Source organism: Paraburkholderia nemoris (assembly GCF_905221015.1).
Lineage (GTDB): Bacteria > Pseudomonadota > Gammaproteobacteria > Burkholderiales > Burkholderiaceae > Paraburkholderia > Paraburkholderia nemoris.
In genome coordinates, this window is record NZ_CAJNBO010000005.1 from 390745 (window position 1) to 405480 (window position 14736).

Annotated in this window: 14 protein-coding genes and 1 pseudogene; 6 read left to right on the forward strand and 9 right to left on the reverse strand. The window is 62.5% G+C overall.

Features of this window, described 5'->3' with window-relative positions; translation table 11 throughout:
- Positions 1-207 precede the first annotated feature (207 nt).
- Positions 208-555, reverse strand: a complete 348-nt coding sequence (locus KHO33_RS10625; RefSeq protein WP_054034308.1) for a DUF3579 domain-containing protein — start codon at positions 553-555, stop codon at positions 208-210.
- 437 nt (positions 556-992) lie between these two features.
- On the opposite strand from KHO33_RS10625, the gene argF reads away from it, so the two are divergent.
- Positions 993-1922 carry an ornithine carbamoyltransferase gene (argF, locus tag KHO33_RS10630; RefSeq protein ID WP_054034310.1) on the forward strand — a complete coding sequence of 310 codons (930 nt, stop codon included), beginning with the start codon at positions 993-995 and terminating at the stop codon, positions 1920-1922.
- A gap of 239 nt (positions 1923-2161) precedes the next feature.
- Positions 2162-3388, forward strand: a complete 1227-nt coding sequence (locus KHO33_RS10635; protein WP_054034311.1) for an argininosuccinate synthase — start codon at positions 2162-2164, stop codon at positions 3386-3388.
- 143 nt (positions 3389-3531) lie between these two features.
- Here the strand turns inward: KHO33_RS10635 and murB are convergent, their stop codons facing one another.
- The gene (murB, locus tag KHO33_RS10640) at positions 3532-4575 is read right to left on the reverse strand and encodes a UDP-N-acetylmuramate dehydrogenase (RefSeq protein ID WP_200564750.1); all 1044 of its coding nucleotides are present in this window, start codon (positions 4573-4575) and stop codon (positions 3532-3534) included.
- Between the two features lie 184 nt (positions 4576-4759).
- On the opposite strand from murB, the gene KHO33_RS10645 reads away from it, so the two are divergent.
- Complete coding sequence (locus KHO33_RS10645) at positions 4760-5245, forward strand: YajQ family cyclic di-GMP-binding protein (protein ID WP_054034313.1); 486 nt, start codon at positions 4760-4762, stop codon at positions 5243-5245.
- A gap of 233 nt (positions 5246-5478) precedes the next feature.
- Here the strand turns inward: KHO33_RS10645 and plsY are convergent, their stop codons facing one another.
- Positions 5479-6099, reverse strand: a complete 621-nt coding sequence (gene plsY / locus KHO33_RS10650) for a glycerol-3-phosphate 1-O-acyltransferase PlsY (RefSeq protein ID WP_054034315.1) — start codon at positions 6097-6099, stop codon at positions 5479-5481.
- 112 nt (positions 6100-6211) lie between these two features.
- Positions 6212-6703, reverse strand: a complete 492-nt coding sequence (gene ybaK, locus KHO33_RS10655) for a Cys-tRNA(Pro) deacylase (RefSeq protein WP_054034317.1) — start codon at positions 6701-6703, stop codon at positions 6212-6214.
- A 273-nt stretch (positions 6704-6976) separates the two neighbouring features.
- Here ybaK and KHO33_RS10660 point away from each other — a divergent pair, with 273 nt between their 5' ends.
- Positions 6977-8539, forward strand: coding sequence for a class I adenylate-forming enzyme family protein (locus KHO33_RS10660; protein ID WP_200564751.1), 1563 nt, complete (start codon positions 6977-6979; stop codon positions 8537-8539).
- 6 nt (positions 8540-8545) lie between these two features.
- On the opposite strand, the gene xerD is transcribed toward KHO33_RS10660, so the two are convergent.
- The 3 genes from xerD to queG all read right to left on the reverse strand — a co-directional run bounded on the left by xerD (position 8546) and on the right by queG (position 11299).
- A complete protein-coding gene (gene xerD, locus KHO33_RS10665; RefSeq protein WP_054034319.1) occupies positions 8546-9481 on the reverse strand; it encodes a site-specific tyrosine recombinase XerD in 936 nt (311 codons plus the stop codon).
- Positions 9478-9948: a methylated-DNA--[protein]-cysteine S-methyltransferase gene (locus KHO33_RS10670; RefSeq protein WP_054034321.1), complete on the reverse strand. Its 471-nt coding sequence runs from the start codon at positions 9946-9948 to the stop codon at positions 9478-9480. Before KHO33_RS10670 ends, xerD begins: the two co-directional genes overlap by 4 nt.
- A 109-nt stretch (positions 9949-10057) precedes the next feature.
- Entirely contained in the window at positions 10058-11299 is a 1242-nt protein-coding gene (gene queG / locus KHO33_RS10675) for a tRNA epoxyqueuosine(34) reductase QueG (protein ID WP_200564752.1), read from the reverse strand.
- Positions 11300-11316: 17 nt separating this feature from the next.
- Between queG and tsaE the strand changes: the two genes are divergently transcribed.
- Positions 11317-11925, forward strand: a complete 609-nt coding sequence (gene tsaE, locus KHO33_RS10680; protein WP_200564753.1) for a tRNA (adenosine(37)-N6)-threonylcarbamoyltransferase complex ATPase subunit type 1 TsaE — start codon at positions 11317-11319, stop codon at positions 11923-11925.
- Positions 11907-13484: an N-acetylmuramoyl-L-alanine amidase gene (locus KHO33_RS10685; protein ID WP_200564754.1), complete on the forward strand. Its 1578-nt coding sequence runs from the start codon at positions 11907-11909 to the stop codon at positions 13482-13484. The genes tsaE and KHO33_RS10685 overlap by 19 nt, the downstream gene beginning before the upstream one ends.
- 89 nt (positions 13485-13573) lie before the next feature.
- Here the strand turns inward: KHO33_RS10685 and KHO33_RS10690 are convergent, their stop codons facing one another.
- Together KHO33_RS10690 and KHO33_RS10695 are read right to left on the reverse strand one after the other, a co-directional pair.
- Positions 13574-14437, reverse strand: coding sequence for an EamA family transporter (locus KHO33_RS10690; RefSeq protein ID WP_200564763.1), 864 nt, complete (start codon positions 14435-14437; stop codon positions 13574-13576).
- A 168-nt stretch (positions 14438-14605) separates the two neighbouring features.
- A pseudogene (locus tag KHO33_RS10695) lies at positions 14606-14736 on the reverse strand (IS5/IS1182 family transposase); the annotation flags it as partial.

A 14736-nucleotide genomic window follows, 5' to 3' on the forward strand; every position in this document is an offset into this window, starting at 1 on the left:
CTACCTCCTGTTTCCGCTGCTACAGAAAGGCTCGCTTCGGCGGGCTTTTTTGCTTGATACCGACGGAAACGGATATTGACTCACGCCTGCTCGCGAGTCAGCTGGTTGCACATCGAAGCCATCCGCCTTGAAGCCAATGCTTCAGGCGCAAAAAAACCCGCCACTGGCGGGTTTTTCTTTTTGCCGAACTGGCCCGGCAAGTTCGCACTAGATCACGTGCCTCTTCTCTTGCGGCGTAGCGTGCTCGAGTTGCAACTCGCACGCCTCGGTCACGAGAAGGTCATTATCTTTCGCGAAGTTGAGAACGAAATCGAAGGCCATCGGCTCGATGTCGCGCAAGCGCGAATCGAGAATCACGCACTTGAGGTCGCCGATCATGGTGGGCCGGACATACAACGAGTATTGCAGGTAAGCATTCGGCCCCCTGCCGCGCGGGCTGGGACCAAAGCACGCCATGACGCCTGCGAGCCGCTCCGACCAGTCACTCGGCCGAAACTTTTTTCCGGTCGACGTGATGCCCTGAATGAAATATTCGGTTGGAGCTGCTTCGGCCATGTAGGAATACCTGTGTGACTGCCCAGCGGGATGACGGCAAAGCTGACTGCAAAGCGGCTTTGGGATGCCTGAACACGTTGGCCACGCCTGAATGGCGAGCTGCGCCGCCAGAAACCACGAAGGGCCAGATAAGCCGCCTCGGCGCTCATCTTGACGGCGCATCGCGACGAAACTTTCCGGAGTGCGCGAGCCGTGTCCCGCAAGCTTAATACCGGCCTGCTGGGCTTAGGGATAACCGGTAGATTATAGCGCAGCGGACCTTTTTCCGCACCGCACACAAGGCTCGTTTGAGGGTTGCGAAAGGCTTTCAGCCAGCTTGCCTGGCCTTTTGGCCGACTCGTCAAACGGGGCGAAATCCTTTATGCTGCATTGAGTTACCACAAACGACGGCGGCGCCGTCCGGCAATCCTGCCGGGTGAGACCGCCGTATTTGTTTCATGACCGCCAAGAAAATTCGCCACTACCTGCAGTTCAAGGATTTCTCGCTGGAAGACTACGAGTACGTGCTGGAACGCGCGCGCATTCTGAAACGCAAATTCAAGAACTACGAGACCTACCACCCGCTGCACGACCGCACGCTGGCGATGATCTTCGAGAAAAACTCGACGCGCACGCGCCTGTCGTTCGAAGCCGGCATCTTCCAGCTGGGCGGCCACGCCGTCTTCATGAGCACGCGCGACACGCAGCTCGGGCGCGGCGAGCCGATCGAAGACGCCGCGCAAGTGATCTCGCGCATGGTCGACATCATCATGATCCGCACCTTCGGCCAGGACATTCTCACGCGCTTTGCCGAGAATTCGCGCGTGCCGGTGATCAATGGGCTGACCAACGAATATCACCCGTGCCAGGTGCTGGCGGACATCTTCACGTATTTCGAACATCGCGGTCCGATTCGCGACAAGACGGTCGCGTGGGTTGGCGATGCGAACAACATGCTCTACACGTGGATCGAAGCCGCCCAGATTCTAGGCTTCAAGCTGCGCCTGTCCACGCCGCCGGGCTACAAGCTCGACCACGCCATGGTCGCCGCTGAAAGCGCCCCGTTCTATCAGGAATTCGACGACCCGAACGAGGCCTGCACGGGCGCCGATCTGGTCACCACAGACGTGTGGACCAGCATGGGCTTCGAGGCAGAAAACGAAGCCCGCAAGAAAGCCTTTGCGGATTGGTGCGTCGACGCCGAGATGATGGCGCGCGCCAATTCTGACGCCTTGTTCATGCACTGCCTGCCTGCCCACCGCGGCGAGGAAGTCAGCGCGGAAGTGATCGACGGCCCGCAAAGTGTCGTGTGGGACGAAGCGGAAAATCGTCTGCACGTGCAAAAGGCGTTGATGGAATACCTGCTGCTCGGCAAGCTGAATCACTAAGCGAGCCGGCTACGCAGCACCTGCGTGAAGCGTGACGGGGCCTTGAATACGAGGCAAGGCATCCACGTTTAACGCCACGCATCGAGCCGGCGTCCGCAGATGCAAACGGAACCGGCTCACCCACCGCAGCACTCCAAAAACGCGGGCAAGCGGCGGTTTAGTGTCAAAATAGTGGTTTTCCGCGCTCCGGAACCGCCGGCGCGCCTTGTTTTCCAGCTTTCTCCAGCTACGAGTTCACCATGAGCGATATCAAGAAAGTCGTGCTCGCCTATTCGGGCGGCCTCGACACCTCCGTCATCCTGAAGTGGTTGCAGGACAATTACGACGCCGAAGTCGTCACGTTTACGGCCGACATCGGCCAGGGCGAAGAGCTGGAACCGGCGCGCAAGAAAGCCCTGCAACTCGGCATCAAGCAGGACAACATCTTCATCGAAGACCTGCGCGAAGAATTCGTGCGCGACTACGTGTTCCCGATGTTCCGCGCCAACACGATCTATGAAGGCGAATACCTGCTGGGCACGTCGATTGCACGTCCGCTGATTGCCAAGCGTCAGATCGAAATCGCCCGCGCCACCGGCGCGCAAGCGGTCTCGCACGGCGCAACCGGCAAGGGCAACGACCAGGTTCGTTTCGAACTCGGTTATTACGCGCTGGAACCGGGCATCAAGGTGATCGCACCGTGGCGCGAATGGGATCTGCTGTCGCGCGAAAAGCTGCTCGCCTACGCTGAAAAGGCCGGCATTCCGATCGAAATGAAGCACAAGCAAGGCGGCGCGCCGTATTCGATGGACGCGAACCTGCTGCACATCTCGTTCGAAGGCCGTCACCTGGAAGACCCGAAGGCCGAAGCCGAAGCCGATATGTGGCGTTGGACGGTGTCGCCGGAACAGGCGCCCGACCAGGCTGAATACCTCGACATCGAGTACGAGCACGGCGACCCGGTCGCGATCAACGGCAAGCGTCTGTCGCCGGCTGAAATGCTGACCGAATTGAACCGTTTGGGTGGCAAGCACGGCATCGGCCGTCTGGACCTGGTCGAAAACCGTTACGTCGGCATGAAGTCGCGCGGTTGCTATGAAACGCCGGGCGGCACGATCATGCTGAAGGCGCACCGCGGCATCGAGTCGATCACGCTCGATCGCGAAGTGGCCCACCTGAAAGACGACCTGATGGCCCGTTACGCATCGCTGATTTACAACGGCTACTGGTGGAGCCCGGAGCGCCGCGCCATTCAGGTGCTGATCGACCATACGCAAGAGAAGGTTAACGGCTGGGTGCGTGTGAAGCTGTACAAGGGCAGTGTCTCGGTTGTCGCGCGCGATTCGAAGGAAACGCTGTTCGACAAGACGATCGCTACGTTCGACGACGACGGCGGTGCGTACAACCAGGCCGACGCTGGCGGGTTCATCAAGCTGAACGCGTTGCGTATGCGGATTGCGGAAAACGCGCGTCGTCAGCGCGACTAAGGACGTGCCTTTCGGTGAAGGCTAGCTTCGCATAAGCGAAGCTAAGCGCCACGAAACACTGCCGACAGTGCAGCTCAGATGCAAAAAAGGCGCCGGGGGGAAACTCCCGGCACCTTTTTCATTGCTGCATGCCGCTCACGCAATCACAAGCAAACCGGCTCCGCTTCCAGCTCAACCCCAAATCGCGCCAGCACATCGCGCTGAACCGCCTTTGCGAGCGCCAACACTTCGGCGCCGCTCGCCCCGCCGCGATTGACCAGCACCAGCGCCTGCCGCTCGTGCACGGCCGCTGCACCCATCGCGCGGCCTTTCCAGCCGCATCGATCGATCAGCCAGCCCGCCGCGAGCTTCACCCGGCCGTCCGGTTGCGGGTAAGACACGAGCTCGGGCTCCTTGACCTTCAGCGCTTCGAACTGCGTTGCCTCGACGACCGGATTCTTGAAGAAACTCCCGGCGTTACCCAACTGAAGCGGATCGGGCAGCTTGGCGCGCCGCACCGCGACTACCGCGTCGAAAATCGCCTGCGCACTCGGCGCGGCGGCATCGGCATGACCACCGGCAGCCAGTTCACGCGCGATATCCGCGTAACCGGCGCGCGGCTGCCAAACCTTCGGCAAACGGAAAGTGACCGACGTGATGACAAACCGGTCGCGCCCTTCCCGCTTGAAAAAACTGTCGCGGTAACCGAATCGGCACGCCTTTGCATCGAGCTCGACGACGGCGCCCGTTTCCAGCTCAACCGCCCGCAGCGACGCAAATCGCTCGCACATCTCCAGCCCATACGCGCCGATGTTCTGAATCGGCGCCGCCCCCACCGTGCCCGGAATTAGCGCGAGGTTCTCCAGCCCAGGCAGTCCTTGCGTCAAAGTCCACGCGACAAAGTCATGCCATGGTTCGCCGGCTGCTGCCTCGACGTACCATGCATCGTCGTCCTCGCGCACGACGCGGCGGCCTTGCAGCGCCACCAGCAGCACCAGTCCGGCGAAGTCGCCCGTCAGCACGACATTGCTGCCGCCGCCCAGCACCAGCCGCGGCAAGCCGGTAGCACGCGGATCGCGCACGGCAGTCATCAGTTGCGCTTCGTGCTCGATCCGGCACGCAAACTGCGCGCGAACATCGAAACCGAAGGTGTTATGCGCCTTCAGCGGATAGCCTGCAATGAACGCGGCGGAATCGGATTGGGACATCGGAATGAGAAGAATGGAACGGCCAGCTAAACGACATCGGGCCCCGGCCGCACGACAATGCGCGGCGGCCTTAGGCAAAAGGGAGTGGCGTCGGTAAAATGACGTCCGGTCCGTGATTATAGCGAGTGCCCCGTGAGCAGCCGACCGGCCGCGCCACGCACCGCAGCACTATTGGGAGAAAACAATGCCATCGTTTGACGTCGTCTGCGAAGCAGACATGATCGAAGTCAAGAACGCGATCGAGCAGTCCAACAAGGAAATTTCAACCCGCTTCGACTTCAAAGGGTCGGACGCGCGCGTCGAGCACAAGGAAAGCGAAATCACCGCCTACGCCGACGACGATTTCAAGCTCGGTCAGGTGAAAGACGTCCTGCTGTCGAAAATGGCCAAGCGCAATGTGGACGTGCGCTTCCTCGACTACGGCAAGATCGAGAAGATCGGCGGCGACAAGGTCAAGCAGATCATCAAGATCAAGAAAGGGGTATCCGGCGATCTGTCGAAGAAAATCGTGCGTCTCGTGAAGGACAGCAAGATCAAGGTCCAGGCGAGCATTCAGGGCGACGCGGTGCGTATCACCGGTGGCAAGCGCGACGATCTGCAAAGCGTGATCGCGATGCTGCGCAAGGACGTGACTGACACGCCGCTCGACTTCAATAACTTCCGCGACTGAACGCGCGTCACGCTCAAGACCGAGCGCGTGCTGCCGCTCGGCAATGGGCGTGCGTTGAGGCCCGGCAATGGGTCGCGTGGAAACTTAGCACCCGACTCAGCACCCGCACGGATTGCATGCGCTCGGCACATAGCCCATGCGCGTTCAGCGCCTACTTCGTGAAGGCACTCAGGCACGCCGGCCAACACCCGGCCGTACCCCGCCCACGGTCAAGGTTCGTACCACCCGCCGCGCTAGGCCGCTGCGTCGGGTTTCTTCTTGGCGCCGATGCGGCTTTCCTGCCCGCGCATCAATTTGGCGATGTTGCCGCGGTGGCGCCAGACCAGCAGCGAACTCATCACGACAATCGCCAGCGCGATGATATGCGGCCCGAACAGAAAGCCGTCGAAGATCGGCGCGAACACCGCCGCGGCCAGTGCCGCCAGCGAAGAATAGCGCGTAAAAAACGCCACGATCAGCCACGTAAGCAACGTGGCCAAGCCAAGGATCGGGTTGATCGCGAGCAGCACGCCCGCCGCGGTCGCCACGCCCTTGCCGCCCTTGAAGCGGAAGAAGATCGGATACAGGTGGCCGAGAAACACAGCAATGGATGCAATCGCGACCGACGTATCGTCGAGGCCGTAACGCGCGCCGAAGTGCACCACGAACCACACCGGCAGCCATCCTTTAAACGCGTCGCCGATCAGGGTGAGAATCGCGGCCTTCTTGCTGCCGCTGCGCAGCACGTTGGTGGCGCCCGGGTTGCCCGAGCCGTATGAGCGCGGGTCGTCCAGCCCCATGGCGGCGCTCACGATCACGGCGAACGACACCGAGCCGATCAGGTAGGCAACGACAGCAACGATCAGGTTTTGCATCTGGGACTCTTATAAGGATCGGCGGTCTGAAACTCGACATCCAACCGCAACAGGGAACAAGGCGGCGCACATTCTACCGAACCCACCCGCCCGGAAAACATTGAGACAAACGTCAATCGACGCTCGCGCATTGAACCGGCTTCGCCGCCAGCAAGCCGGTCAAAATCGTGGGCTCGATGCTGACCAGAAAACCGCGCCGCCCGCCGTTCAGCCAGATTTTGTCCATCTCGAGGATGCTCGACTCGACGTACACCGGCATCTGCTTCTTCGTGCCGAACGGCGACGTGCCGCCGATCAGATAGCCGGAATGCCGGCTCGCCACCTCGGGCTTGCATGGCTCGACGCGTTTCGCGCCGATCTGCCGGGCCAGATTCTTGGTGCTGACGGTGCGGTCGCCGTGCATCAGCACGATCAGCGGCTTGGCGTGCTCGTCCTCCATCACCAGCGTCTTCACGACATGGTGTTCGTCCACGCCGAGCTGGCGCGCCGACTCCTCGGTGCCGCCGTGCTCCACGTAATCATAAGGATGCTCGCCGAAAGTGACGCCGTGACGGCGCAGAAACTGCGTCGCGGGCGTTTCGGAGACGTGTCTGGATTTGCTCATCGGCGCATTGTAATGGCGAGTTTGCGCAACGGCTATTTGCCGAACGGCCAATTGTGCGGGATCGGCGATTGTGGCACGATCGTTCGCAAATCATCCGGCACACTGTATGCCGGGCACTGAATACGTTTAGCGACCATGCAGAGCTCGAACTCTGGTCGACCGCTTTGCATGGGACCAGAGTAAGACGCTAAAGCGCCAACTCTGGTCGACCGCTTTGCATGGGACCAGAGTAAGACGCTAAAGCGCCAACTCTGGTCGACATAGGAGACAGCATTGAGCCACGATTCATCCACCCGCTCCACGATCGACATTCCCGCGCTGCTAGCCGCCCTGCCCGCGCGTATTGCCGACATTCCGGCGCTCGCGGCCGCGCGCGATCCGCAACACGTCGCCTTGATCGAGGATGCGCGCCGCCTTACCAGCGCGCAGCTTCTGGAAGCCGTCAATGCCACCGCCGCACAGCTGCGCGAATGGGGCGTGCGTGGCGGCGATCGCGTAATGATCGTGGCCGAGAACAGTATCGTGCAGATCGTGCTCCTGTTCGCCACCGCGCAACTCGACGCGTGGGCGCTGGTGTCGAACGCCCGCCTGTCCGCCGCCGAACTCGATGCGATCCGGGCGCACGCGCAGCCTCGCGTGGTCGCGTATGCGGTCGAGAGCTCCGTGGATGCCCAACAGCATGCGCGGCGGCTTCAGGCCGTCACCGCGCCTGCCATCACGCCGGATATCGGCGCCTGGTCGTACACGGTCGACCCCGACGCGAAAGCCGAGCCGGTCGAGGGCGCGAATGACCGTCAATGCGCCGCACTGATCTACACCACGGGAACCACGGGCGCGCCGAAAGGCGTGATGCTGTCCCACCGCAATCTGCTCTTCATAGCAGCCATCTCGAGCCGCTTGCGCAAAGTCGGTCCGGACGATGTCGTGTACGCCGTTCTACCGATCTCGCACGTGTACGGCTTTGCCTCGGTGTGTCTCGGCAGCCTGCACGCCGGTGCGACCCTGCGCCTCGCCCCGCGTTTCGCCCCGGAGGCGGTGCGGCGCGCGCTAGCCGAAGAGCGCGTATCGATCTTTCAGGGCGTTCCAGCCATGCACGCCAAATTGCTCGAACATTTGCAGACGCACGGCCACGCGTGGTCTGCGCCGCGTCTGCGCTTTGCCTATTCGGGCGGCTCGCCGCTCGACGCCGCGCTGAAAGCGCACGTCGAAAGCGTCTACGGCCTGCCGCTGCACAACGGCTATGGCATGACCGAGAGCAGTCCGACCGTCTCCCACACCATGCTCGATGCGCCGCGCAGCGATTGCTCGGTCGGCGAGGTTATTCCTGGCGTCGACGTGCGGTTCGTCGGACTCGACGGCGTGGATGCCGCGCCGGGCGAAATCGGTGAACTGTGGGTGCGTGGCCCGAACGTGATGCTGGGTTACTACCGCAGCCCGGAGCAAACCCGCGCCGTCGTTACCGAAGACGGCTGGCTCAAGACCGGAGATCTCGCGCGGCAGGACGCGGACGGTGCATTGCATATCGTCGGACGCAGCAAGGAGCTGATCATCCGCTCGGGCTTCAACGTGTATCCGGCGGAAGTCGAGCATGTGTTGAATGCGCATCCGCAGGTGGTGCAGTCGGCGGTGATCGGGCGCGCGGTGGAGGGTAACGAGGAAGTGGTCGCGTTCGTCGAATTGATCGCGGGCGCGACGGTGACGCCGGCTGAACTGATCGCGTGGTGCGGCGAGCGTCTCGCGCCGTACAAGCGCCCTGCTGATGTGAAGGTGCTCGCCGCGCTACCGGCCGCGTCGACCGGCAAGATTCTCAAGCACCGGCTTCGCGAATTCGTCTAACGCGCCTCACCCGCGCGGATGATGCTGCGCATGCAGCGACTTCAACCGTTCGCGGGCCACGTGCGTATAGATCTGCGTGGTCGAGATATCCGTATGACCGAGCAGCAATTGCACGACGCGCAAATCGGCGCCATGGTTCAGCAGGTGCGTCGCGAACGCGTGCCGCAACGTATGCGGCGAGAGCGGCGCGCGCACGTCGGCGGCCGCCGCGTGACGCTTGATGATGTTCCAGAACTGCTGGCGGGTCATACCCTCCGCGCGGCTCGTGACGAACAGCGCATCCGTCGCGCGCGCACCGAGCAAAGCCGGACGCGCTTCGCGCAGATAGCGTTCGATCCAGCCGTGTGCCTCTTCGCCGAACGGAATCAGGCGCTCTTTCGAGCCCTTGCCCATCACACGCACTACGCCTTCGTTCAGGCCCACTTCCACCGTCTTCAACGTGACGAGTTCGGTGACACGCAAACCGCTCGCATACATCAATTCCAGCATGGTGCGATCGCGTAGGCCTAAGGGCGTGTCGATATCCGGCGCCCCTAGGAGCGCTTCGACTTGCGCTTCGCTGAGCGTCGACGGAAAACGCGGCGGTTGCTTGGCCGAACGGATACGCACCGTCGGATCGGCCTTTGCGCGATGCTCGCGCACGGCCCAGCCGTAATAGCGGCGAAATACCGAGAGCCGCCGGTTCGCCGAAGTGGATTTGTCTTTCTGACGAGCCGCACTGTAGGCGTTGAGATCGGCCTCGCTGGCCGTGTCGAGCGACGTGTTGCGGGTTTGCGCGAGCCATTCGCAGAACAGGCGCAGATCGCGCCGGTATGCATCGAGCGTGTTGCGCGACAAGCCGTGCTCGAGCCACAACGCGTCGCAGAAGGCGTCGATTGAGGCCGAACTCGATACAAACAAAGGTGACGCGATGGGCGCGTCGTCAGCCACGGTGTCGCTCATGCGTAGGGAATGCCTTCATGCGCCAGAAGCCAGCGCTTGACGTTGCGAAAGAAGCCATCGCCAGCGTGATGCGCGAATCCGCCGATGCCGCTCGCACTGACCACCCGATGACACGGAATCACGATCGGAAAGTAATTGGAACCGCACGCCTGGCCGACCGCGCGCGGAACACTACCTAGCTGCCTTGCCAGTTGCCCATAGGTCAATACGACGCCTGGCGGGATGTCGCTGATCGCTTGCCACACGCGCCGCTGAAACGGGGTGCCGACCGCTGCCAGCGGCAATTCGAACTTAGCGGACGCCCGCTCGAAATATCGCTCGATCTGCTCGACGGCCTGCTTTGCGAGCAGTGTGTCCGGCGCCACGCTCTGCACCGACTCCGGCAGATAGACGATCTCGCGCACGGCCTCGCCTTCGAGGCGAATGCCAACCTTGCCGAACGGTGCATCAATCACTGCATTGAACATGGTTGCTTGCCTCATGACTCGACCGGCGCCTTTTAAACGTCACGGTAGCGTACCTGCATAGGATGCAGGTAGCTTCGCGCAGAAAAACCGCCGCCGAATTGCCGCTACTTTACGCCGCTTCCAACGCCCATTCCACATGCTCGCGCACGACGGCAGAAGGATCTTCAACGCGCAACTTCAGCGCATGAACAATCGCCTCGCGCGCATCCGCACTCAAACTCTCCGACGAGGCCCGCAGTGCATTACCCATCCCCACCGCCAGATTGCGCAGCCAACTCTCATAGCCGATGCGACGAATCGCACTGCCCTGCATGCGCGTATCGAACTCGTCGGCGGACCATGCGAACAGTTCGACCAGCGTCGCGCGATCGAGTCCATGCCGCACATCGAAATCGGCGACCGGCGCGGCCTGCGCAAACTTGTTCCAAGGACACACGAGCTGGCAATCGTCGCAGCCATACACACGATTACCGATCAGCGGCCGCATTTCCAGGGGAATATTGCCCTTCAATTCGATCGTCAGATACGAAATACAGAGGCGTGCGTCGACCTTATAGGGCGCCACGATCGCACCTGTCGGACATGCGTCGATGCAGCGCGTGCAACTGCCGCAATGCGACCCCGGCGTTTCCGGTGCGTCGTCGGGCGAGGTCTCGGCATCGGTTGGCAAGGGCACGTCGACGTAGATTTCACCCAGGAAAAACAGGGAGCCGGCGTCGCGCTGCAGCAGAAGCGTGTGTTTGCCGCGCCAGCCGATTCCGGCCTTCTGGGCAAGTTCTACTTCGAGCACCGGCGCCGAATCGGTAAATACGCGGTAGCCGAACGCGCCGATCTCCGCCTCGATTTTCTCGGCCAGATGTTGCAAACGGTTACGCATTACCTTGTGATAATCACGGCCCCGCGCATAGATCGACACCACCGCAGCCGATGGGTCCGCAAGCCGCGCATGCTCGGCTGCGCGCCAGTCTGGCGGTGTCGGCGGTGCTTCCTGCAAAGCGCTTTCGTGCGCCTTTCCGCTCAATGTTTCCGCGGGTAAATAGGCGATTCGCGCGGTAATCACACGTCGCGTGCCGGCCACAAGCTCGGCGGGGCGCGCGCGTTTCATGCCGTGTTTCGCCATATAATCCATCTCGCCGTGGCACCCCGCTTCCAGCCATGCTGCAAGCGGCGCTTCGGCAGCGGAGAGATCGGTGTCGCTGATGCCGATCGCCCCAAAACCCAGTTCACGGCCCCACGTTTTGATGTTCAGCGCGAGCGCATTCAGCGCCGCTTCATCGAAATGACGCTCGGCACGCGCATCGTCGTTTGACGCAGGCGTGCAGGAAACAGGGGACTCCGGACTTCGGTTCATCACGCCATTTTACGAGAATGCCCGTCAATCCCGATCTCGCGATCCAATCGCCCGCCGATATCCTGCTCGAACGCTCCTTCGCGCTCGCGGATGAGGCCGCCACCAACGCATTCGGCGAGCGCTTCGCGCAGGCGATTGAAAGCGTGCGCGAGTTGCAGCAAACCCCACGGCAAAAAGCGCAGCAAGCAGCGCAACAACACGCGCCAGGCATCGCGGGCCATCAGGCATTTCACGGACTGCAAGTCCAACTCGTCGGCGACCTCGGCGCCGGCAAAACCACACTCGTGCGCGCGACCTTGCGCGGCCTCGGCCACACCGGCCGCGTGCGCAGTCCCACCTACACACTCGTCGAACCCTACGTGCTCGAACGGCCCGCTGGGGAACTCGCGCTCTATCACTTCGATCTGTATAGATTCACGGACCCGGCCGAATGGGCCGACGCGGGCTTTCGCGAGTACTTCGACAGCGGCGCCATCTGCCTCGTCGAATGGCCGCAGCGTGCCGGGCGTCTCCTTGGCGTGCCGGATCTCGTCTTCGCGCTCGACCTGGACCACGAGGGCGACGGCCGGGTACTCGTCGCACGGGCATACAGCGAATCAGGAAAGGCATGTCTCGAAAGATGTTGATCAAACCGTTCCGCTCGATCGAATCGGCGGCTACCGCAACGCATAACTGGCGGCGCCGGCAGATTCTGCGCGCGGGTGCGTCCACGCTGGTGCTCGGCCTTGTTGCCCCGCGTCTTGCGTGGGCGAGTTCGGTGCTGGGCGTGCGGGTCTGGCCGGCGCGCGATTACACGCGCGTGACGATCGAATCGGACCAGCCGTTACAGAACGCGCAGCAGTTGCTGCAGGGTCCTGACCGGCTGGTGGTCGATCTGAGCGGCCTCGATCTGGACCAGGCGCTGAAGGATCTGGTATCAAAGATCACGCCGAACGATCCGCAGATCCAGTCGGTGCGTGTCGGGCAATATCAGCCGCACGTCGTGCGTATGGTGTTCGATCTGAAGGGCTCGGTGAAGCCGCAGGTATTCACGCTGCCGCCGGTCGGCGCGTACAAATACCGGCTGGTATTCGACCTGTACCCCGCTGTCGCGCCCGATCCGCTGATGGATCTGCTCGCGCAGACCGAGCGCAAGCAGCAAACGCTGGACGAAAACAACGCGCCGCCCGCCACACTGAGCGGCCCCGGCACCACGCCGCCCACCGCCGACAACAGCGAAGCCTTCTTCGAGCGTTATGCGCAGAACGGCAGTGGCGGGACGGCGCCGAACGCGCCACGTCCGCCGGTGCACGTTGTGCCGACACCGGCTCCGCCCATCCTCGGCAAGCCTTCGTCGCCGACGGCGCCCGTCGCGCCGCCCACTGCGATCGCCCGCAACAAAGGCGGCACGAGTGGCAGCAACCTCGGTGGCGACGACAACGACGGCGACGATAACTACGCCTTCACCAACCCGAAAACCGGCAAGAGCAACACGGTGCGCCTGCTCACCGTCGCGGTCGATCCGGGTCACGGCGGCGAAGACCCGGGCGCAATCGGAGGTTCGGGCACGTACGAGAAACACGTCGCACTCGACATCGCGAAGAAGTTGCGCGCGAAGATCGACGCACAGCCGAATATGCGCGCCATGATGACGCGCGACGCCGATTTCTTCGTGCCGCTGAACGTGCGCGTGCAGAAGGCGCGGCGTGTCGGCGCGGATCTGTTCGTGTCGATTCACGCGGACGCATTCACCACGCCCGACGCGAAGGGCTCGTCGGTGTTTGCCTTGTCGGAGCACGGAGCGTCGAGCGCTGCGGCGCGCTGGATGGCGAACAAGGAGAACTCGTCGGATCAGATCGGCGGGATCAACATCAAGTCTGCCGACGCGACCGTCAACCGCGCACTGTTCGATATGTCGACCACCGCGCAGATTCGCGATTCGATGCGCTACGGCAACTTCGTGCTGAAGGAGATCGGCGGTATCAACAAGCTGCACAAAGGCTCGGTCGAACAGGCCGGCTTTGCGGTGCTGAAGGCGCCGGATATTCCGTCGATCCTCGTGGAGACCGCCTTCATCAGCAACCCGGATGAAGAGCGCCGCCTGAACGACGACGCGTATCGGGAGAAAATGGCCGATGCGATCATGACCGGCATCAAGCGCTATTTCGCGGCGAATCCGCCGTTGGCGAAGAACCGCATGACCTGACGCGAGCCGGCGTGACACCACGTCATGCAGCCGATAAAAAAACGGCCGCTCGATGCGGCCGTTTTTTCTGCTTCACGCCTAAGAGCCCGTCAACGCGCCGGTGAAAACCGCTGCACGACCCAACCGCCGAACACATTCACCGCCAACCCCGCCATCACCAGCAACGCGCCCACGATCTGCGCCTCGGACAACTGCTCGTCGAGAAACAGGGACGCCGACGCCAGCCCGACAATCGGCACCAGCAGCGAGAACGGCGCCACCTGGCTCGCCGGATAGCGCGACAGAAGCCGGCTCCACAACCCGTAGCCGATCAGCGTCGCGATAAACGCGAGATACACGATGGCGAAAATCGACATCGCACTGATCCCGGACAGCGCCGCGACGATCCGCTGCGGCCCCTCGAACGCGTACGACAGCGCGAAAAACGGCAACGGCGGAATCAGGCTGCCCCACACCACCAGCCCGACCAGATCGACCTTGCCGACCTTCTTCGTGACGATGTTGCCGAGCGCCCACGAACACGCCGCGCACAGCGTGAGGACAAAACCCGCGAGCGTCATCGCATGGCCGCCTTGCATGCCGATGACCGCGAGGCCGCCCGCAGCAATCAGCAAACCGACGATGTTTGGCACGCGGAAACGCTCATGCAGAAACAGTGCCGCGAAGATCAGCGTGAAAAATGCCTGCGCCTGCAAGACGAGAGACGCGAGCCCCGCGGGCATGCCGACGTACATCGCCGAGAACAGGAAAGCGAATTGCCCGAACGAAATCGTCGCGCCATAAGCGAGCAGCCAGCGCCACGGCATCTGCGGCCGCTTGACGAAAAACACCGCGGGCACGGCGGCAAGCGCGAAGCGCAACGCGCCAAGCAGCATCGGCGGCACACCGTGCAGACCCACCTTGATCACGACGAAATTGACGCCCCACGCAATCACGACGACCAGCGCGAGCAGTAAATCCCTAGCAGGCTGTTGAAAAGCGCCCCGTCATGACGACCGAAGCTATGTTCAGGAGACTTGCGCGTGCAATTTCCCGCTGAATTACCGGTTTGCCGCGCTGTCCGCGCGGGGCATGCGCACGCATGCAGCCCTTCTGGCGCGCAGTCTTCGCGCCGTGGCGGCTCATCGCGTCGCTCCTTGCTGCACCACACCTGGCATTCGGGCCATGCGGGTCAGATTGCTCGCAACCATCGTCAGTTTGAAGTGCTGGTCGACGCGCCGGATGCCACGATAGACCGTCTGCCGGATCCGAC

Excerpts from the sequence above, each read along its gene's own strand:
- KHO33_RS10625 (WP_054034308.1), bottom strand. The coding sequence starts at position 555 with ATGGCCGAAGCAGCTCCAACCGAATATTTCATTCAGGGCATCACGTCG.
- argF (WP_054034310.1), top strand. The coding sequence starts at position 993 with ATGACCGCCAAGAAAATTCGCCACTACCTGCAGTTCAAGGATTTCTCG.
- KHO33_RS10635 (WP_054034311.1), top strand. The coding sequence starts at position 2,162 with ATGAGCGATATCAAGAAAGTCGTGCTCGCCTATTCGGGCGGCCTCGAC.
- murB (WP_200564750.1), bottom strand. The coding sequence starts at position 4,575 with ATGTCCCAATCCGATTCCGCCGCGTTCATTGCAGGCTATCCGCTGAAG.
- KHO33_RS10645 (WP_054034313.1), top strand. The coding sequence starts at position 4,760 with ATGCCATCGTTTGACGTCGTCTGCGAAGCAGACATGATCGAAGTCAAG.
- plsY (WP_054034315.1), bottom strand. The coding sequence starts at position 6,099 with ATGCAAAACCTGATCGTTGCTGTCGTTGCCTACCTGATCGGCTCGGTG.
- ybaK (WP_054034317.1), bottom strand. The coding sequence starts at position 6,703 with ATGAGCAAATCCAGACACGTCTCCGAAACGCCCGCGACGCAGTTTCTG.
- xerD (WP_054034319.1), bottom strand. The coding sequence starts at position 9,481 with ATGAGCGACACCGTGGCTGACGACGCGCCCATCGCGTCACCTTTGTTT.
- KHO33_RS10670 (WP_054034321.1), bottom strand. The coding sequence starts at position 9,948 with ATGTTCAATGCAGTGATTGATGCACCGTTCGGCAAGGTTGGCATTCGC.
- queG (WP_200564752.1), bottom strand. The coding sequence starts at position 11,299 with ATGAACCGAAGTCCGGAGTCCCCTGTTTCCTGCACGCCTGCGTCAAAC.
- tsaE (WP_200564753.1), top strand. The coding sequence starts at position 11,317 with ATGCCCGTCAATCCCGATCTCGCGATCCAATCGCCCGCCGATATCCTG.
- KHO33_RS10685 (WP_200564754.1), top strand. The coding sequence starts at position 11,907 with ATGTCTCGAAAGATGTTGATCAAACCGTTCCGCTCGATCGAATCGGCG.